This window comes from Paenibacillus sp. V4I7, from assembly GCF_030817275.1.
In the GTDB taxonomy this organism is placed as follows: Bacteria; Bacillota; Bacilli; order Paenibacillales; family NBRC-103111; genus Paenibacillus_E.
Genome location: NZ_JAUSZD010000002.1, coordinates 3909690 through 3929823, shown reverse-complemented (window position 1 = coordinate 3929823; position 20134 = coordinate 3909690). Strand labels below are relative to the sequence as shown.

Annotated in this window: 14 protein-coding genes; 13 read left to right on the top strand and 1 reads right to left on the bottom strand. The window is 47.0% G+C overall.

Translation table 11 applies throughout. From position 1 onward, the window contains the following. The first annotated feature begins 13 nt into the window (after positions 1-13). The 9 genes from QFZ80_RS19370 (at position 14) to QFZ80_RS19330 (ending at position 11197) form a co-directional block, all read left to right on the top strand. Positions 14-1192: a cysteine desulfurase family protein gene (locus QFZ80_RS19370; protein ID WP_307560561.1), complete on the top strand. Its 1179-nt coding sequence runs from the start codon at positions 14-16 to the stop codon at positions 1190-1192. Further along, the gene (gene thiI / locus QFZ80_RS19365; RefSeq protein ID WP_307560560.1) at positions 1189-2391 is read left to right on the top strand and encodes a tRNA uracil 4-sulfurtransferase ThiI; all 1203 of its coding nucleotides are present in this window, start codon (positions 1189-1191) and stop codon (positions 2389-2391) included. Before QFZ80_RS19370 ends, thiI begins: the two co-directional genes overlap by 4 nt. A gap of 104 nt (positions 2392-2495) precedes the next feature. Beyond that, positions 2496-3176 carry a TerC family protein gene (locus QFZ80_RS19360; protein ID WP_307555079.1) on the top strand — a complete coding sequence of 227 codons (681 nt, stop codon included), beginning with the start codon at positions 2496-2498 and terminating at the stop codon, positions 3174-3176. Positions 3177-3306: 130 nt separating this feature from the next. Beyond that, on the top strand, positions 3307-5730 hold the full coding sequence (locus tag QFZ80_RS19355; RefSeq protein WP_307560559.1) for a hypothetical protein: 2424 nt from the start codon (positions 3307-3309) through the stop codon (positions 5728-5730). Further along, the gene (locus QFZ80_RS19350; RefSeq protein ID WP_307560557.1) at positions 5727-6680 is read left to right on the top strand and encodes an ABC transporter ATP-binding protein; all 954 of its coding nucleotides are present in this window, start codon (positions 5727-5729) and stop codon (positions 6678-6680) included. Before QFZ80_RS19355 ends, QFZ80_RS19350 begins: the two co-directional genes overlap by 4 nt. Beyond that, positions 6655-7488 carry an ABC transporter permease gene (locus QFZ80_RS19345; RefSeq protein ID WP_307560554.1) on the top strand — a complete coding sequence of 278 codons (834 nt, stop codon included), beginning with the start codon at positions 6655-6657 and terminating at the stop codon, positions 7486-7488. Before QFZ80_RS19350 ends, QFZ80_RS19345 begins: the two co-directional genes overlap by 26 nt. A gap of 74 nt (positions 7489-7562) precedes the next feature. Further along, a complete protein-coding gene (locus QFZ80_RS19340) occupies positions 7563-9266 on the top strand; it encodes a coiled-coil domain-containing protein (protein WP_307560552.1) in 1704 nt (567 codons plus the stop codon). 33 nt (positions 9267-9299) lie between these two features. After that, the gene (locus tag QFZ80_RS19335; protein ID WP_307560550.1) at positions 9300-10289 is read left to right on the top strand and encodes an AAA family ATPase; all 990 of its coding nucleotides are present in this window, start codon (positions 9300-9302) and stop codon (positions 10287-10289) included. Next, positions 10286-11197 carry a DUF58 domain-containing protein gene (locus QFZ80_RS19330; RefSeq protein ID WP_307560548.1) on the top strand — a complete coding sequence of 304 codons (912 nt, stop codon included), beginning with the start codon at positions 10286-10288 and terminating at the stop codon, positions 11195-11197. Before QFZ80_RS19335 ends, QFZ80_RS19330 begins: the two co-directional genes overlap by 4 nt. A 61-nt stretch (positions 11198-11258) precedes the next feature. Here QFZ80_RS19330 and QFZ80_RS19325 read toward each other — a convergent pair whose 3' ends face one another. Beyond that, positions 11259-12575: an MFS transporter gene (locus tag QFZ80_RS19325; RefSeq protein WP_307560547.1), complete on the bottom strand. Its 1317-nt coding sequence runs from the start codon at positions 12573-12575 to the stop codon at positions 11259-11261. Between the two features lie 136 nt (positions 12576-12711). Between QFZ80_RS19325 and QFZ80_RS19320 the strand changes: the two genes are divergently transcribed. The 4 genes from QFZ80_RS19320 to typA all read left to right on the top strand — a co-directional run bounded on the left by QFZ80_RS19320 (position 12712) and on the right by typA (position 20092). Continuing rightward, positions 12712-14649, top strand: a complete 1938-nt coding sequence (locus tag QFZ80_RS19320) for a vWA domain-containing protein (RefSeq protein ID WP_307560545.1) — start codon at positions 12712-12714, stop codon at positions 14647-14649. After that, on the top strand, positions 14633-17503 hold the full coding sequence (locus QFZ80_RS19315; RefSeq protein WP_307560542.1) for a VWA domain-containing protein: 2871 nt from the start codon (positions 14633-14635) through the stop codon (positions 17501-17503). The genes QFZ80_RS19320 and QFZ80_RS19315 overlap by 17 nt, the downstream gene beginning before the upstream one ends. A 100-nt stretch (positions 17504-17603) precedes the next feature. Continuing rightward, positions 17604-18086, top strand: coding sequence for a hypothetical protein (locus QFZ80_RS19310; protein WP_307555100.1), 483 nt, complete (start codon positions 17604-17606; stop codon positions 18084-18086). A gap of 164 nt (positions 18087-18250) precedes the next feature. Continuing rightward, positions 18251-20092, top strand: coding sequence for a translational GTPase TypA (gene typA, locus QFZ80_RS19305; protein ID WP_307555101.1), 1842 nt, complete (start codon positions 18251-18253; stop codon positions 20090-20092). Positions 20093-20134: the final 42 nt, after the last annotated feature.

The following is a 20134-nucleotide window of genomic DNA, read 5'->3' as shown; positions in this document are numbered from 1 at the left end:
GAATCAGCAAAAAATGCTATATTTGGACTACGCGGCGACAACGCCACTTTATGAAGAAGTCATTGATACGATAGCCGAAGTGATGAAGGAACATTATGGAAATCCATCATCGATTCATCGATTAGGGATACAAGCGGAGAAGCTCCTAAACAGCTCCAAAGAGGTGATTGCCGGAGCATTAGGTGTGCTGCCTGCTGAAATTATATGTACATCCGGCGGGACGGAAAGTAATAATTTGGCGATTAAAGGTGCCGTTTACAGCTATCAAAACCGCGGCAAGCATCTCATTACAACGCAAATCGAACACGCTTCGGTGAAGGAAGTTTTTCTTGAACTGGAGCGTGAGGGTTTTCGAGTTACTTATTTACCTGTGAATAGTAAGGGGTGTGTTGAGCTAGAGACCCTTCAAGAAGCAATAACAGAGGATACCATTCTTGTTAGTGTGATGTATGTCAATAATGAAGTAGGTACGATTCAGCCTATCCAAGAAATTGGCCAATGGTTAGCTCAATATCCAAAGGTGCTATTTCATGTTGATGCCGTTCAAGGCATTGCAAAGCTTCCTTTTCACCCTAAAGAGTGGGGCGTAGACTTATGCAGTGCATCTGCTCATAAATTCAGAGGTCCTAAGGGAGTTGGGTTTCTATACCGCAGAGAGGGTGTGCAGCTCAAGCCTTTGCTTGTAGGGGGCGGTCAAGAATATGGCATTCGCTCCGGTACGGAAAATGTTCCACTTATTGTAGGAATGGCCAAAGCGCTCCGACTTTCCGTAGAGAACCTTACAGCGAAAACAGAGCATATGTATCGGTTAAGACGTATGATTGTGGATGGTATCTCATCAATCCCTGAGCTCACCCTTACAGGATCCGAGCAGCAAGAGGAGATGGCTCCCCATATTGTTCACTTTGCCTTCGCGGGTATGAAGGCTGAGGTTGTTGTTCATGCTCTCGAACAGAGGCAAATATACATTTCTACGAAATCAGCCTGTGCTTCAGAGGAATCAGATCCAAGCACGGTGATGCTAGCTTTAGGCTGTAGTCGAGAAAGAGCTGTCAGTGGACTTAGAGTTAGCTTCTCTGACGAACAGCAAGAAAAAGAGATAGAGTTATTGGTTTTCGCATTGCGGGAGGTCGTGAAGGAACTCGCTCCCATGCTCGGCAAATCATCAGTCAGAAGGGGGAACCGTAGATGAAACCGGATTGTTTAATTTTGCGTTTTGGCGAGATGATGCTCAAAGGAAAAAATCGTAAGCGTTTTGAACGAAGCGTCATGACTCAAATTCGTAAAGTTTTAGGCCCATTTCCTGATTTAAGGTATATTCCCGAGTTTGGACGCGTATATGTGGAGCTAGGGGGAGCAGCTTATGAACAAGCTTCAGCAGCTTTGCAGCGCGTTTTTGGACTTGCGTCGTTCAGTCCTGCCTATCATGCTCCTATGGAGGTCGAAGCCATTCAAGAGATGGCGCTGCGCATGATGCAGGCATTGCCGAAACAACCAGCAACCTTTAAAGTGACCGTTCGCAGAGTGAACAAATCATTTCCATTTGATTCACAGCGAATGAATTATTTGGTTGGAGGCTATGTACTCCAAGCATCACCGGGTCTTCAAGTGGATGTTCATAATCCTGAGGTTGAGCTGCGGGTGGAGATTCGCGAAGAACAAGTACTCATGTATGTAGAGGTTATTGAGGGGGCAGGAGGATTCCCGTCTGGAACGAGTGGAAAAGCGCTGCTGATGCTATCTGGGGGTATTGATAGTCCGGTTGCCGGCTGGTTAGCGATGCGTAAGGGACTTTCCATCGAAGCCATTCACTTTCATAGTTATCCGTACACCAGCGAGCGTGCAAAGGATAAAGTGATTGAACTGGCACACCAGTTGTCTGCTTATACAGATTCCTTGAAGCTTCATTTAGTTCCATTTACGGAAGTACAGACATCTATCCACCGTGAGTATCAAGATAATTTATTAGTAACGCTTATACGGAGAGCGATGTATCGCATTGCCGAACAGATTGCAGACCGAGAAGGTCTAAGTGCGTTAGTGACTGGTGAAAGCTTAGGACAGGTGGCTAGTCAAACGCTGCCGAGCCTAAACGTCATAGGGCGCGTTGTAACGCTGCCGCTTTTACAGCCGCTCATGATGATGGACAAGCAAGAGATTATTCGAATAGCTGAATCGATCAGCACTTTCCCGATCTCGATTTTGCCTTATGAGGATTGCTGTTCCTTATTTCTTCCTCCATCTCCAAGTACCAATCCTAACCTGCGTATGGTTGAGAAAATCGAGAACAGCATGGACTTCTTACCTGAATTAATTGAGAAAGCTGTTTTACAAACAGAAACGATTGAAATTGTTCATGGACAAATGAAGAAGGTGTCGGACTTAATATAGGGATCTTTGAGTGTAGCTCAAAGTCTCTCCGCTTCTAACTTATTCGCCGCTATGATCGCAGATATCGTCACCTGCTTGCCATGCATCTTGGGAGGTTGTAAAGCATGATTGATGCGCTCATTTTGTTTTTACAAATTATGTTGATCAATATTGTGCTTAGCGGTGATAATGCCGTTGTCATTGCATTGGCGAGCAAAAATTTGCCGCTTGCCCAGCGTAAGCTTGCAATATGGTGGGGAGCTTTCGGGGCAATTGCCTTGCGGTTGATCTTGACTTTAGTTGCTGTAAGTCTGCTCGATATCCCATATATTCAAGCCGTGGGGTCCCTTCTGCTGTTCTGGATTGCAATAAAACTTCTTACGGATGATGACAGTCATTCAAATGTGAAAGAAGCCTCGACGCTTGGTAAAGCGATATGGACGATTGTTGTAGCGGATTTCGTTATGAGTTTGGATAATGTTCTTGCGATTGCAGCTAAAGGGAATGGGAACAATACAGTCATCATTCTCGGTATAGGGCTCAGTATCCCCATCATTATATGGGGAAGTACGCTAGTGATGGAACTGCTGCAGAAATTTCCGATTCTCGTATTTATGGGTGCAGGCATTCTCGGATATACAGCGGGAGAAATGTTTGTTAAAGATGAGAAAATGATTGATTGGCTGCTGCATGATTATGAAATGCTGCATGTATGGATCCCTATTGTAGCGGCTTCGCTTGTTATTACGATTGGCTTAACCTTCAAATGGGTACGATTGCTGCAATTCAAGGCAAGAAATGAATAGACGATATGGAAAACCGCCAAGCTGAAGTAATCAGCGAAGCGGTTTGTTTTTTTATGTTAGAATTTGAAACTTTCTTCCAATTCTGTCGTCTAGTTATGAAGTAGGTTATGAATAGAAGGGAGTTCACAGCGTGAAATTGAGTTCGTTTAAGACACGTACATTTCGTCTCACTTGTTTTCTAGTGTGTTCGATCCTTGCTTTATGTTTCCAAGCTTTTGTTCCATTTTCCGGCGTAGTTCGTGCAGATGAAGCGATGATTGAGATTCAATCGGAAGTTGGATTCGGAGCTTCAAATGTCAAACAGGGGCGTTGGACGCCTGTTACAATGACACTGCATAATCAAGGAGAAGATTTATCCGGCGATCTCGTGATACAGGTAGCCAATCCGAATCGGAGTAAGGATTTTAGCTATGTACAGCATATCGAGCTTCCAAAAGGCAGCACGAAAATGGTAACCATGCTCATACCTGGTTACGCGTATACAAAAAGCAATAATACAATTGCCTTTTATGAAAAATCACTAAAAAACGGAAAGAAAAAAACGTTAGATGGCAAAACCTATCTGGAAGCCTTCCATTTACCTAAAGAGACTTTGCAGGTTGGCGTTCTAGCCAGAGATATAGATACACTGAACTTCCTTTCGCTGCTCGGCCAGTCGGGCAAGAAGCTCAATCTTCTTCATCTCAAACAAGCAGATATTCCGCGTGAAGCTTTGGGTTTAGATGGATTAGATGTTCTTGCCTTGAACGATTTTGCCTCGGATACACTGACTGGGGAGCAAGTACAAGCCATCCTGCAATGGACAAAAAGGGGTGGTACCCTTCTGTTAGCTGGCGGTGCTGGCTATCCGAAGACTGCTGCACCTTTCGTAGAAGCTTCTCCTGTGACATATCAAGGTACAACGACAGTGAAAGAGCTTACTGAGCTCGCGAAGTTGGGGGAGAAGGAGCTGATCCTCACACAGCCGTTTACGCTTTCACAAGCAAATCTTGTTAAAGGAGCAGAATCGGTTGTTACTGAAGGAGCGTTTCCTATATATGCGAGAGGTGCGTATGGGAGCGGGTTCGTGACCTACGTGGCGTATGATTTATCTCTAAATCCACTTGCCTCATGGAACGGGAATGCTAGATTATGGGAGCAAATGCTGTCTGGACCATTAGAAACTGCGAATGCCTCTAATATAAATCAAAAGTACGGCAATGATCCCTACTATGAGTTGGACCGGGCATTAGAATACTTCCCATCCTTGCAGCCGCCTAAATTGGCTATTCTGGCATTGGTTTTACTGCTTTATGCGATTGTTGTTGGACCTTTACTCTATATGATTTTACGTCGGCTAGATCGAAGGGAATGGGCTTGGTTCGTCATTCCAATTGCTGCTATCGTGACAAGTATCGGAATCTTTCAATTTGGGGCGTCCAATCGTGGGAGTACAATGGCTCAAACGTTTAATACGATTACATTAAATGGCTCTGGCACAGGGATAAAGCAGTCCACGTTGTCTGTATTTTTACCTAAGGGGGGCAGCATGGAGTTTAAATTCCCTGGAAAAGCAGCCGTATCTCCTTATATGCAAGGAGAAGTGTATCCTAGCTTACAGCTTCATGATCGAAGTGAACTCATTATTAGACAAGAGCAGGAAGCATCAATCGTAGAATTACAGGATATTCCTTACTCTTCGATCAGCAAATTGGCAATGGACGATGAGCAGCAAGTTCAGTTAGGGATGCTTGACTACAATATTTCGGAGTTATCTGCCAAAGGAGCAAAAGGGCAAATAACGAACAATACGAAAAAGGATTTGACAGATGTAGCCGTGCTGGTGAATCAATCGTTTATCAAAATCGGTTCCGTAAAGGCCGGAGCTTCAGCCAGCTTTGATACGGCGAATGGTTTGGCAATCTCCAATGGTCCCGATGTTGCGCAGCTTGCTTATCCACATCCTAGTACGAATAACGGGTATGATACGGGCTTGCATCAGCGTTCCATGTTAAGTGCGTATTTACATCGCAAGTCCACGTTTTCGGGAGGGTTTGATCCGATGATTATCGGGTGGTTAAAGGAACAGACTTCCTTAAACCTATCTTCAAACGGCAGTATACCTGCTGAGCAGTTAACGCTTATAGCCCAGGACATGGAGATTGATTATGTGACACCTGACGGTAAAATAATAATTCCAAGCACGACGATGGTACCTGAATTGATCGATAATCATTTGAAAATGAGCGCCATTCAAATCCAAAATGGTCCTTTCATGGAAATGGGCAGCGGAGATGTTACGCTCAATTATCAATTGCCTTTCATTGCGGGTGCCAGTTATCAAACGATGGAAATGACGGGCGATCCCAATCCCGATGTAACCTTGGATTTATGGAATTCACAGTCCAAGGCCTGGGAGCCATTCACCTTAAAATCATTCCAATCCTGGGAGGGAGACAAACTGCAGCCATACTTGCTAGAGGGGAAATCGATTCGCATGAAAGTAACCACGGTACAAAATCATACCATGTTCCGAATTCCTGCAGTTTCTCTGGAAGGATCGGTGAAACGATGATTACGACTACGGAACTAACGAAGAAATACGGTAACTTCACGGCTCTTGATTCTTTGACCATGCAAATCGATAAAGGAACCGTATTTGGTTTTGTAGGCCCTAATGGGGCGGGTAAGTCGACAACGATGTCCATTCTTGCGACTCTTTTAAACCCGACATCGGGTACAGCCAAGGTTGGTGGATATGATGTTACGGAGAAGCCGAAAGAGGTTCGAAAGCTGATTGGGTATATGCCGGATTTTTTTGGCGTGTATGACAATTTCAAAGCTACAGAGTATTTGGATTTCTATGGCGCAAGTTATGGTATTCCTAGATCCGAACGATTGAAGCTGATTCCGCAGCTCCTTGACCTTGTCAATTTATCGGAAAAAGCAGACTTCTATGTGGATTCATTGTCTAGAGGTATGAAACAGCGTCTATGCTTAGCTAGATGCTTGGTGCATGAGCCGGAGGTGCTGATTCTCGATGAACCGGCCTCAGGACTTGATCCTAGAGCTCGAATCGAAATGAGAGAAATACTTAAAGAGCTCAAAGCGATGGGTAAAACCATCATTATATCATCACATATTTTGCCGGAGTTGGCTGAAATGGTTGATGAAATCGGTGTTATCGAATATGGGAAGCTTATCGCAAAAGGGAAAGTATCAGAGATTCAAAGCAGGATGAAAGCCAATCGTGTACTTCAAGTACGTATGGTGAATAGGACGGAAGAAGCATTGGCCTACCTTGAACAACAGCCTCATGTCACTATGGTGTTTAACGACGAGAAAGGTTTGCACGTTCACTTTGGCGGGACGGACGAGGACCAGTCTCTGTTACTTGCACGATTGGTTGAAAAAGGCTTTCCTCTGCTTTCGTTTAGTGAAGCTTTGACGAATTTGGAAGATGTCTTCCTGGAAATAACGAAAGGAGGCGGAGCGCACGATGAACAGCAAGTTAAATTGGATTAATCCTGTCATGGAAAAAGAATTTCGCTTGCGCATGCGGACGATTCGATCTCCGATCTCAATTCTGGTTTATCTGATAGCCATTGGCCTGTTTGCCCTTGGATTTGCTTATATAAACATGAGTAACCAGCAGGCAGGGGTGCTTAATGCAGCGAGAAGCAGTGAACTATTTTACTTTCTAAGCGGAGCGCAGCTTGTCTTGATCGCTTTTATGACGCCTGGTTTAACAGCTGGGGTTGTAAGCGGAGAACGTGAAAAACAGACATTAAACATGCTGCTTACGACACAGCAGAGTTCGGGGACGATTATTCTCAGTAAGCTGTTTGCTTCCCTTAGTTTCATGCTGTTGACGGTAGTGGCTACGATGCCATTGTACAGTATTGTTTTCTTATATGGGGGCGTCTCTCCAAAACAAGTTCTCTCTGTATTTGTTTTTTATGTATTTGTTATGCTTCTCTTTGGTGCTGTTGGGATTTTCTTCTCTACAATTCTAAAGAAGACGGTTATCTCCGTGATAGCGACCTATGGTTTTGTACTTTTTGTTTTTGGGTTTACAGCTCTTGCTGGCCTTTTCTTCGGTAATCTAGGAAGGCAAGGGATGAATGAGGAAATACTTGGTTATTTCCTGAGTTTTAACCCGATGGCTATCCTGGCAAGTTTGATGGTTCCTGATTTTGCCAAGGAATTGTTTAAAGGGCATAAGCTGCTGCAAATGTGGCATATTTTCGTTGGCAGCTACACGGTTCTCCTGATTTTCCTAATCTGGCTTAGTGTGAGGTATTTAAGGCCGATTATGAAACGGAAGAAATAGGATTTGATAAGAATGAAATGATGAAGAAATGCATTGAAAATGATCTGATCTGATCAGAGAGGAGCTGTCAGCACTTGAAATTTGCAACATTAGATATGCTGCTAAAGCCTGTACGAATGCGGTTGTTAAAAGCAAAGGGACTGGACTATTTCATTCGTAGTTTGACAATGGGTATAGAGCTTGCTTGCATGTGGATGGTGTGTGGACGCCTCTTCCTGATTAGTGGGTATCGTTATGGCGCATTGCTCAGCTTGGTAGCAATCATTGGGATTGGGATCATTTGGTTGTTGTTTCGTCGACCTACTGATGTAGATGCGGCAAGACTGCTTGATCAGCATGGGTTGGAAGATCGGATATTAACAGCTCTCATACATCAGGATCAAACTTCATTGGTAGCTTCTCTTCAAAGGCAGGATGCCCTTGAGAAAGGGAATCTTTTTGTAGAGGAAAAGTTAAGTAAGGTTGTATCCATGAGGGTTCCGAGAAATAGATGGTTGCCCGGAGCCTGCGCGTTGTTTGTATTGGTTTTGCTGTTCCTTCTGCCTAATCCTAAAGATGCGATTCTACTTGATGCGGTAAAAGATAAAGCCTGGGTAGAAGCGCAGAAAAAACAGGTGAATGAACTTGTTAAGCAATTGGCAGCGAAGCCGTCTCCACTCCCAGTCATAAAACAGATGACAGAGGATCTAAAAGAGCTGGAGCGTAGATTAAGTCAAACGCCAACTTCAGCCAAGGCTTTGGATGAACTGGAAAAATCATTGAAGAAGATGGAAACGAGTATTGGGCATATGGAGAAACAAAAACAACGCTCGGAGCAATGGGCGGAGTCGATGCAGCGAACGGAAGCGCTTCGTGAATTAGGCAAAGCGCTCCAACAGCAGAGCGCGGAGAGTATTCAGCGCGAGGCAGCGAAGCTTGGCGAGCAGGTGCAGAAGATGACACCGCAGCAGAAACAACAGCTCGCAAGTGATCTGGAGCGCCTCGCGGCCTCCGCTGCGGCCGCGTCGCCAGAAGACGAGCAGCAGCTTCGCGAGCAGCTCCAACAGGCCGCCAGCGCGTTGCGAAGCGGCGAAGACGCTGGTGCTGCGCTGGCCAAGCTGCAAGCCGGGCTAGCTGCCGCGAGCAACGCGCAGCAAGCTTTAGCGCAGCAGCAGGCGCAGGCTGCTGAGGCCGCGGCTAGCCTCGCCGCGGGTGCGCTGCCGCATGCGCGCGAGCTTGCTGCGAGCGGCGCGCAGCCCGGGCAAGCTTGGGCGCCCGGCGGCCGAGCGGAGCAGCTTGCCGCGGCTGGCGCTGCTGCGCCGAGCACGTCGCCAGCTGCGGGCAGTGCGGGCAGTGCAGGAGCTGGAGGCGCAGGCGCGGGTGCGGGTAGCGGAGGCACAGGGAGTGCAGGAGCAGGCGGCGCGGGCGCTGGTGCAAGTGGCAACGGCAACGGCAACGGCAGCGGCAACGGCAGCCCCGGAGGTGGTGCAGGCGGTGGCAGTGGAACAGGCGGCACGCAGGGCGGCACCGGAGCGGGCTCTCGAGGGCTCGTGGCGACGTCGCTCGAGCGTTCTGGCACCGGCGGCACGTACATCGACGGCGGGCCAACGCGTGGCAGTGGCGGAGAAGTGAGCCAAGGCGGCTCAGCACCGGCGTTGGATGGAGCGTCTCGGCCGTATGAAGATGTTTATGCTGATTACGAGGCAGAGGCTTCTAATGCATTGAATCGTTCCGAACTTCCACAGCATATGCAAAATTTAGTAAGAGACTATTTCCTTGAAATTCAACCACAACGATAAGAGGAATGAACGATGAAGGGGGAGCAGTAATAGATGGTCGATTCGAAAGAGCAATTTGATGCGTGGGGATCAGCAGTCAGCCAGATGAAGGAACAGATCGGTCGTGTGATCGTTGGCCAGCAAGAGGTTGTGGCACAATTGCTATGGTGCATATTGGCGGGAGGACATGCTCTCATTGAAGGAATTCCCGGTCTCGGCAAAACGATGCTCATAAAAACGATCGCAGATACCGTAGACCTTAGCTTTACACGTATTCAATTTACGCCTGATTTGATGCCGGCCGATATTACGGGGACGAATGTCATTCAGTTTGGAACGAAAGGCGAGACGTCCTATAAATTTCAAAAAGGCCCTCTATTCGGCCATGTTGTGCTCGCTGATGAGATTAATCGCGCAACACCGAAGACTCAGAGTGCCCTCCTTGAAGCAATGCAGGAGAAAACAGTTACCGTTGGTTCAGAAACCTACCAGCTGCCTTCTCCTTTTTTCGTCTTAGCTACGCAAAATCCGCTAGAGCAGGAAGGTACTTATCCGCTGCCGGAAGCACAGCTTGATCGGTTTCTTCTAAAAATTAACGTAACCTATCCAACTAAAAGCGAGTTGAAAGAAATTGTCCTGCGCACAACATCAGCGAAGCAGCAGCAAGCGGAGAAAGTGGCGGATGGCGATCTTTTACGAGATATTCAACTGGGGTTGAAAGAAATTCTTGTCGCTGAAGACATACTTGATTATGCGGTTCAACTGCTGATGAATACGCATCCTGAAGAAGCGACGGCGCCCGAAGAGGTCAAACAATATATTCGTTTTGGCTCAGGTCCCAGAGGCGTTCAGTCTATGATTGCGGTAGCGAAAGTGAGAGCTTTTCTAGCGGGTCGTTTTCATGTTTCCAAAAATGATTTGAATGTGGTAGCTGTTCCTGCCTTGCGTCATCGTCTTTTTCTGAACTTTGAAGGTCAAGCTATGGGGATTTCACCAGATAAGATCATTCAAGCAATTATCAGTTCGATGGAGAATAGACCATGAGCAGTGGAGCGAATTTACTTGACCCTACGCTTATGCGTCGGCTGGATCAAATGAGTATAGCTGCAAAAAACCGAATACGTGGGACGATGCAGGGGAAAAAGCGATCAAGGGATATGGGTACTTCCATGGAGTTTGCGGATTATCGTTTATATACGCCTGGTGATGATACACGGCAGCTAGATTGGCATGTTTTTGGTAGAACGGGTAAGCCGTTTATCAAGCTTTTTATGGATGAACAGGAGCTGCAGGTCAATTTGTGGTTAGATGCATCCAAATCGATGGATTTTGGCAGAGGAGAGGGGGAAGCCAGCCTTCGGCTCTCCAAATGGGAGTATGCAAGACAATTGGCAGCAGGAGTTGGTTATATGTCATTGAACCGTTTTGACCGTGTAAGCGCGGCTGCTTTTACAACACAGATGACCAAGCAACAGAAACGACTTCGTGGAAAAGGCAGCTCTTTAAGGCTTTTTGAATTCTTGGCTAGTTGTCAAACGGAGGGAACCGGAGATATTGGGGCTGTATTTCGAAATCCATCCATTTTACCGCGGCAAGCGGGGATGACTTGGTTATTTTCAGATTTTTTGTATGAGCAGGGCATTGAAGAATCGTTAAAATACTTGCTTGCTGCGAAGCAAGAAGTGGTTGCCGTCCAAGTCCTTGCCCCCGAGGAACTTAACCCAAACCTTACAGGGGAGTTGCGCTTAATTGACAGTGAGTCTGGAGCAGCCAGGGAAGTAGCGATGAGCAGTAAAGTGCTGCAAGCCTACAGAGAAGCTGCTTTGCAATATACGCAAACGCTAAGGGCATTTTGTTATGAACGCGGCATCACTTATCTGCTAGCCGTTACCAATGTTCCTCCAGGTGATTTTCTACTTGGTGAGCTTCGTCGCAGCGGATTGATTCGTTGACGTAATATGTTTACTCCCGTTTCAGAACTATCTTAGTCAACGTCAGATGACGATAATCATGTTAGTGCTGTGCCACCTGAACGCCTCGTCGAGCTTGCCAAAAGCACCATCCATAAATAAGGATGAAAACAAGAATAAGTACAGTCGAGTAACGGTACATCAACGCATAACTCCCGCTTAGGTTAGCGAGAGCTCCCAAAACCATCGCTCCTAACCCAATGCCGAGGTCATTGGCCGAGAAGAAGGTACCGTTGGCTGCACCGCGGCGATTCGGAGCAGCACGTGCAATGGTCCAAGCCTGCAGCGCCGGCTGCAAGGATCCGAAGCCTATGCCATAGCATATCGCTGCTGCGGCCAAACTGGCCTCTGAGTGAGCATAAGAAAGAAGCAGGAGACCAGCAAGGGTAAAGAGAGCGCCGGGCAGGAGCACCCATTCGGGTCCTTTTCGATCAAACAGCATACCGGTTATAGGTCTAACAATAAGCACCATGGAGGCATTGCATAGGAAAAACCAACCGACATTCGAAATGCCGGCTTCGTGGCCGAACAGCGTAATAAAGGTCACAATTCCTCCATAGCAAATTGCTGTACATAGCAATAAAACGGAGGGAAGCATCGCGGTTCGTTCCCATAAACGATCCATAAGCTTCGGCCTTTGAGCCGACTTTTCGTCCACATAAGATATAAGTTTTCGGTTCCCGAAAACCGCTTTCTTATTGGCGATAAAATCTACCTCTAAACGCGGTTGCTCATCTTTGGATGGCCTCGATAGAGGTTTTCTCACAGGCATCGGCTTGGTATAGGTAATAAAAAGAGAACTAAACAAAGAAAGTAGTGCTAATAGGGTCGAGATTAAAAGTACGCGGGGGAAACCATAGGTTTGCATCAACCATAGGCCTGTAAGCGGTGCGAGTGCCATGGCGAACGTGTTGGACAACCCGTAATAACCCATACCTTCTCCACGGCGCTCAGCCGGGATGATGTCGGCTATAACAGTGCCTAAGGAGGTTGTGGACATACCCCAACCGATCCCATGAACAAAGCGTGCAGCAAGAATAAGCGTAACAACAGCCATATAAGAGTACCCGGCAATGGTTAGCGCACAGATCGCGAGTCCAACCAGAAGCACATGTTTTCTTCCAAACAAATCTAGTGCTCGACCAGCAAAAGGGCGGGTAAGCAGTGAAGAAATCGTGAAAATGCCAATGACGAGACCGACATGAATATCATTTCCGCCTAATTGCGACACATGTGTAGGTATTGTTGGTATGAGCATTTGAAAACTAAAGAAAAGCAGTAAGTTGGATAGAGATGTAATTAGAAAAGCTTTGGTCCAAAGCGGTTTTCTTTTCTTTTCATCGACGAATAACGATTCCATGTTACCTCCCAAGTTATCCATAAGCAAACCTGTTTGACAGGGGGAAAACGGGTTGCACGCGTAGTAGTATGCCCATGCTAAGGAATTTGAACGCAAGATAAAGCGATGTCCTTCGCTCTTGGAAAGGTGAGTGCTTATGCAATTCGCATCGTTAAGCGGGTTATGGTTCTCGCTTTCAATCCCCTTTATCCTGGTGCTTTATTTGTTAAAACGCCGTTATATCGATACAGAAGTATCCAGCCATATGCTTTGGCGGCGTGTTCTTCGTGAGCAGGAGACCAATCGGCCATGGCAGCGTCTAAGCCGACAATTATTACTCCTGCTTCAGCTGCTTGCAGCGTCATTACTGGTACTTGCCTTGATGCAGCCGATTATCCGTGGCCAGCAAACTGCGAAATCACATATTTTTTTCGTGTTAGATGCTTCAGCGAGTATGCAAACATCAACGGAACGAGGAACAAGGTTAGAAGAAGCGAAGCAAAGTATCTTAACTTACGCACGCGAGGAAGCCCAGAATCGTAGCTACTCGCTTTTAGTCATGAAAGATCAACCAGAATTGCTTCTACAACGTGAATCAAATCTGTCCTCACTACAAGCCGCTTTGAATAAGGTTGCTCCCTTTTACGGCAAAACGAATGTACAGGAAGCCTTGTCTCTAGCCTCTGCTCTAACGAGGGAAGAATTCGGTGGGGAAGTACGTATTTATACGGATAACCAATGGGTCGATAATGCCGAAGGGATTATCTTTTCAATCCCAGTCAGCATTCAGGAACCTGAGATTCAGAGACGAACAGGTGACGATGTCACCAACCAACCTGTGAATGTGGCGATTACTCAATTCGGTGTTAAAGAAGTTCAGGATGCAGCGGAATTTAAGGCTGTTGCCGTATTGCAAAATTGGGGGGCTACGAATGTTTCTGTCAAAGCAACGCTTTACGCGGATTCGCAAGCAGTTCGAACGGATTCCCTAAACCTTAAGGGAGGCGAGCAAAAGTCAATCTACGCAGATAAGCTGACTCGGGCTGATGTGTACAAGCTGCAGCTTGAAGGAAAAGATGTATTGGAAGCTGATAATACAGCTTACGCCTTTCCTGAAGGGACTGGTCGCGTCCAAGCAGCTTATGTAGGCGAAGGCAACCTTTTCTTAGAAAAAGCACTTACTTTGGCAAAGACGGATGTTCTTCGTATACAAAAAAGCAATGACGGAACCTATCCACCGCCCTTGGGGCTAACTCCTGACCTAATTATTGTAGATGGTGTGACCGAATCAGCTTTACAATCAGATGACTGGCAGCGACTACTTACATCAAAACCAGTTTGGCGGTTTGCTTCTTCTGCAAAAACTGACTTAGAGCCTCAACAAACCATTTCAGCATCACCTTTTTCGATAATGGATCACCCCATCACGCGTTACATTCATCTGTCGGACGTGAACGTTGTTATGGCTCAGACTAGAGCGCTAAAGCCATGGGAGAAGGCCATCATTTCGTCAGCGTCCGTACCACTTCTTCTAGCAGGTACAGAAGAAGGCATACCAAATCTGGCATTTACGTTCTCGCTTGAGCAATCGGATCTTGCACTGCGTTCGGAGTTCCCCATTCTCGTTCAAAATGCTGTTGCTTGGCTGACCCAGCACCATGGTGGCAATCTAGGTCGTATTACAGCAGGGGATCGAAAAGAAATTGTTCTTCATCCGGAAGCGACGAAAGCGATCTGGAAAACAACCATGGAAGTTGGTAAAGAGGAAGAGGCAGAACGGAATGAAGACGCGCTATCCAGTATGCAGACTGCGCCTAAGCTTCCGGGTCTATATGAATTTGTTGAATACAATACAGGTGGACATATCGTACAAACTCGTCTGCTTGAAGTTGTGATGGATGCCAGGGAATCCAATGTGAATAGGAAAGTGGAAAACAAGCTGGTCTTCAAACCAGGTAGTGAAGTCGATGTCGGTGTAGATCGCAGTAAAGATATCTTACTAGGGAATACGATGTTAATTCCTTGGCTTATCGTGATCTTGCTTGTGCTGCTAGTACTGGAATGGGAGGTGTATCGCCGTGGGTATTCAGTTTGAATTTTTGCCCGCCTTGCTGCTGATTCTACTTCTTCCTTTTTATGTGGTCTGGCTATGGAAAAGCTTACACCGTCTACAAGGCGGGCGAAAGAAGCTTGTTGTTTCTCTGCGAACCTCTGTCTTCTTTCTTCTGATCCTCGCGCTTGCGGAAACCCAACTGTATACAAGGGTAAATCATAAAAGCATCGTATTCACGATCGATCGATCTGATAGTGTGAAAGAAGAAATGAAGGAAGCTGAGTGGATTCGCGAAGCTGTCAAAGCACGTTCTTCCGAGAAGGACGAGGCGGGAGTCGTTTCGATGGCCCTTAAAGCTTCCGTAGAGAAGTCGCTGGATGCCAGAGAGATGAACAGATTTCAGTTTACAGCCCAAACGAACACCCAATTTTCAGATATAGCCTCGGGCTTACAGCTTGCTTCTGGACTGCTTACGAACGGAAAATCCGGCCGTATTATTTTAATGTCGGATGGTGAAGAAAATGTGGGTGACGTATTGCGACAAGGTAAACTGCTGCGTGACCGCGGTATCCAAGTAGATGTGGTCCCTCTCGCTGCCAAAGAGCGAAAAGACGCCTCCATTGAAGCGGTTCGTGTTCCAGATAAATTGTATCAAGCAGAAGCATATACGTTGGAGGTAGTCATCCGGTCTACAAGCACTGGGGTGGCTCAATTACGTGTTTTTGAGGACAATCGAGAAATGACAGCTGGGTCGGTTCAACTGAATAAAGGGGAGAACAGATTCGCCTTTCAATCGCTTGCAAAGGAACCAGGTTTTCATCGGTATCGAGCGGAAGTGTATTTGGAAGGGGATGAGCAGTCGGCCAATAATGCGCATTATGTATTCAGTCAAGTAGAAGGTCCTCCGAAAGTACTGATTGTAGAAGGGAAAGCAGGTATCTCCAAAAATGTGGAGGGAGCACTGCAGTCCGCACTTATTCCGTTTGAAACGATAGAACCTGAGCTGCTTTCCAATGATTTTGTAACGTATACCCGTTATGAAAGTATCATTTTAAACAATGTTGCTGCCACTCAAATTCCACAATTGAAAATGGAAATGATGGAGCAGGCTGTCCGAGATTACAGCGTAGGGTTGGTTATGCTTGGGGGAGATAACAGCTATGGATTGGGAGGTTATTTCAAAACGCCGATCGAGCGTGCTCTTCCTGTTTATATGGACCTACGCGGGAAGCGGGAGATACCTTCACTCGGGATTGTACTTGTTATGGATAAATCGGGCAGTATGTCAGGTGAAAAAATGAAGCTGGCTCAGGAAGCCGCTTCGCGGACAGTCGACTTACTCAGGGAAAAAGATACGCTTGGGGTACTTGGATTCGATTCTTCCCCACATTGGTATGTAGAACCGCAGAAGCTAAGTGATAAATCAGGCGTCATCCAGAAGATTAATGCGATACCCGCTGATGGCGGAACGGAGATTTATACAGCCGTAGTGGAAGCATTCGCCAAGCTTTCCAAAGTGGAAGCTCAGCGTAAACATATTATTTTGTTGACTGACGGACAATCCTCCACGACTCAGAGCTATGATGCGTTGACCGCCGATATGCAAAAAGAGAATATCACGATGTCCACTGTTGCCATCGGAACAGATGCGGATCAATCGCTGCTGAAGCAGCTAGCTGATTTGGCGAAGGGGAGGTATTACGCGGCTGTGGATCAGACGACAATCCCGGCGATTTTTAGCCGAGAAGCGGTTCTGATATCACGTACGTATGTGGTTAACCAGCCTTTCGTTCCAGCTTTAGCAGGAGGGACAGACTGGCATAGCTTTTTGGGGCAAGGACTGCCTTCGCTAAACGGATATATTGCCACAACCCCTAAAGAGGCTGCTGAAGTGGTACTCACAAGCCCGGAACCTGATCCTATTCTAGCGAGATGGCAGTATGGTTCTGGGCGCTCTGTCGCATGGACAAGTGATGTGACAGGAGCGTGGTCGGCGAACTGGGTAACATGGCCAGCCTTTTCACAAGTGCTTACTGGCATGATAAAGTGGACGTTTCCGCAATTTGAATCGTCTCCGCTGGAGCTCAACGGGCATTTGGCAGGTCGTGAGATGACCTTAGAAGCCAAAAGTGGACATATCACACTTGATGGTTCTCTTGGTGAACAAGGGGAACTTCGAGCTATCGTTACGGATGAATCTCTCGGCTCGCAAGAGATCCATTTTACGTCCACAGCACCTGGTGAATATTCAGCACAGCTATCTGTGGATAAGTCAGGCGTTTATATCGCCAAGACAGAACTGCTCGCAGCCGGCAGCGAAGAGGGGGCCGAGAAGCGGGTCATCGGCAGCTCGACTTCCGGCTTCGTGATTCCTTATTCTCCGGAATATCGGATCACGGACGGACAGGGCCTCAGTAAGCTCCAACAGCTTGCTGAGCTTACAGGCGGCCGGATGCTCTCGTTAGAGCATCCGGAGGAAGCCTTCGCCTTCGCTTCTGCCGCGCAGAAGCGATTGACCCCCATCAGCGAGTACCTGCTGATGGCGGCGCTCGCGCTGCTGCTGATGGACATCGCAGCGCGGCGCGTGGCTCTGCCGCCCGGCCTGTGGGCCCGGGCGTTCGCGTGGAGGCTGGCCGCTCCTGCGGGCCAGCCACAGCAGGCGGAGACGCCGCTGGCGCGTCTCCGCGAGCGCAAGCAGCTTGCGGAGCACAAGCTGCAGCGTAAGAACGAGCGCTCTGCCGTAGGCAGCGCTCCATCACCAGCCGTGGCTGCACCGCCGCGGCCTACCTTGGAGCAGCGCGAAGCTGCTCCAGAGCCCGTACCCCCGGCGCCGAATAGTGCGCCGCCGGACAGCATGAGCCGTTTGCTCGAAGCCAAACGGCGAGGCCGCAAATAGCGCCAAGCACCTAGCAATTTCTCGCCAGGTACGATAAACTATTTGTTGAAGGGTGTCGAAGTTGATCCCTTAGTGACAAGTGAATTAGGAGGGGATTTGAATGGCTAGAAATAGCTACTCCATTGGTATCCTGTTAATTGGCCTGGCCGCCCTATTGCTTCTAGGTAAATTAGGTTTTTTCCATGTTCTTCTTTCGTTCTTCTGGCCGCTAGTTTTACTCATTCCTGGGCTGCTGTTCCACGTATTCTTCTTTAATCGATCACTGCCCGCAGGCGTTCTTGTACCTGGAGGTATATTAACGACTTACGCAATCATGTTCTTTTACTGCAATATATTTGGTTGGGGTTCAATGAGCTATTTGTGGCCGGGATTCATTCTTGGTGTAGCCATCGGATTGTATGAGATGCACTTGTTCGATCGTGGAAGTGATCGCGGTGTTTTGATAGGCGCTATGGTGCTGGGAATCATTTCAGCTGTATGTTTCGGGTTAACTCTACTAATCCATTTAGGGATCTATGTAATCGCTTTGATCCTTGTAGTAGCTGGACTTGTCATGATTTTCCGCAAGCGAAATGCGTGGTAATTTCAGGCATTTATTTGTAAAAGTTTTATGTAGATCGGCATTTACCTTGCATAATGTCGAGAAACTGCGTATAATAAGTGTAAATGTCAAGCGTCGGCGCTTTCGTCCGACGCTTGTTTTATGAACAGAGACGAAAATTATAGGGTAGAGAGGGTTTGACATTCATGCACGCAAGAGACAAGATTCGCAATATTGCAATTATCGCACACGTTGACCACGGTAAAACGACACTCGTAGATAAATTACTTCAACAATCCGGAACATTCCGCGAGAACGAGGCTATTCAAGAGAGAGCGATGGACTCCAACGATCTCGAGAGAGAACGCGGTATTACCATTCTTGCAAAAAATACAGCAATTAATTATAAAGATTACCTGATTAACATCGTGGATACACCTGGACATGCCGATTTCGGTGGTGAAGTAGAGCGTATCATGAAAATGGTAGACGGCGTTTTGCTGGTTGTTGATGCTTTCGAAGGCACCATGCCGCAAACGAAGTTCGTTCTACGTAAAGCATTAGAAAGCAACCTTTCTCCAGTTGTTGTTGTTAACAAAATTGACCGCCCGAACGCGCGTCCGCAAGAAGTTGTAGACGAAGTTCTTGACCTTTTCATTGAACTAGGCGCTACGGATGAGCAGCTTGATTTCCACGTTGTATATGCTTCCGCACTACAAGGTACATCAAGTCTTGATGCTGAGAAACAAGATGACAACATGGAAGCTATTTATGAGACGATTGTTAGTCACATTCCAGCTCCAACGGAAGATGTGGATCAACCGCTTCAGTTCCTTGTTACATTGATGGATTACAATGAGTATTTGGGTCGTATCGGCGTAGGCCGTGTGAACCGTGGTAAAATTCGTCAAGGTCAAACTGTTGCTGTTATGACGCGCGAAGGCGGTCAGAAGCAAGCTAGAATCGAGAAACTTTTCGGTTTCACAGGCTTGAAACGTATCGAGATCGAAGAAGCAGCTGCAGGGGACATTATTGCCATTGCAGGGATCAAAGATATCAATATTGGTGAAACGGTAGCAGATCCTGCGAATCCGGAAGCATTGCCAGTCTTGAAAATTGATGAGCCAACGCTGCAAATGACATTTATCGTAAATAACTCACCATTCGCAGGGCGCGAAGGGAAATGGGTAACTTCCCGTAAAATTCGCGAGCGTCTTTACAAAGAGCTTGAAACAGACGTAAGTTTGCGCGTTGAAGATACAGATAGCCCAGATGCTTTCGTCGTATCTGGCCGCGGTGAGCTTCACTTAGGTATTTTGATTGAAAACATGCGCCGTGAAGGTTTTGAATTGCAAGTTTCCAAACCAGAAGTTATCATTCGTCAAATCGACGGTCAAAAAATGGAGCCGATCGAGCGTCTAATCATCGACGTTCCAGAAGACAGCATGGGTTCCGTTATGGAGAGCTTGGGTTCCCGTAAAGCGGAGATGGTCAACATGATCAATAACGGCAGCGGTAACGTTCGTCTTGAGTTCTTAATCCCTGCACGTGGTTTGATCGGTTACAGAACGAACTTCTTAACGTTAACTCGCGGCTACGGTATTATGAACCATGCTTTTGACAGCTATGGTCCATACCAAGGAGCTGGTGTTGGCGGACGTCATGAAGGCGTACTTGTTTCCAGCGAATCTGGTGTATCTACATTATACGGAATCCTTTCCGTAGAAGATCGCGGTATCTTGTTCGTTCATCCACAAACGGAAGTTTACGAAGGCATGGTCGTTGGTGAGCATACGCGCGACAATGATATCATCGTTAACATCTGTAAGGAAAAAGCGGTAAACAACATCCGTTCCGCGAACAAAGAAGAAACTGTAAAAATGAAAACTCCTCGTATGTACTCTTTGGAGCAAGCGCTTGAGTATTTGAACGATGATGAATATTGTGAAATTACACCGAAATCCGTTCGTATTCGCAAAAAGATTTTGAACAAAAGCGAGCGCGAGCGTGCTGAGAAACACCGCAAAACGGCTGAAGCTAACGTGTAATTCACAAAGTGTTCGAAATATGGGAAATGTGGGCTATAATGC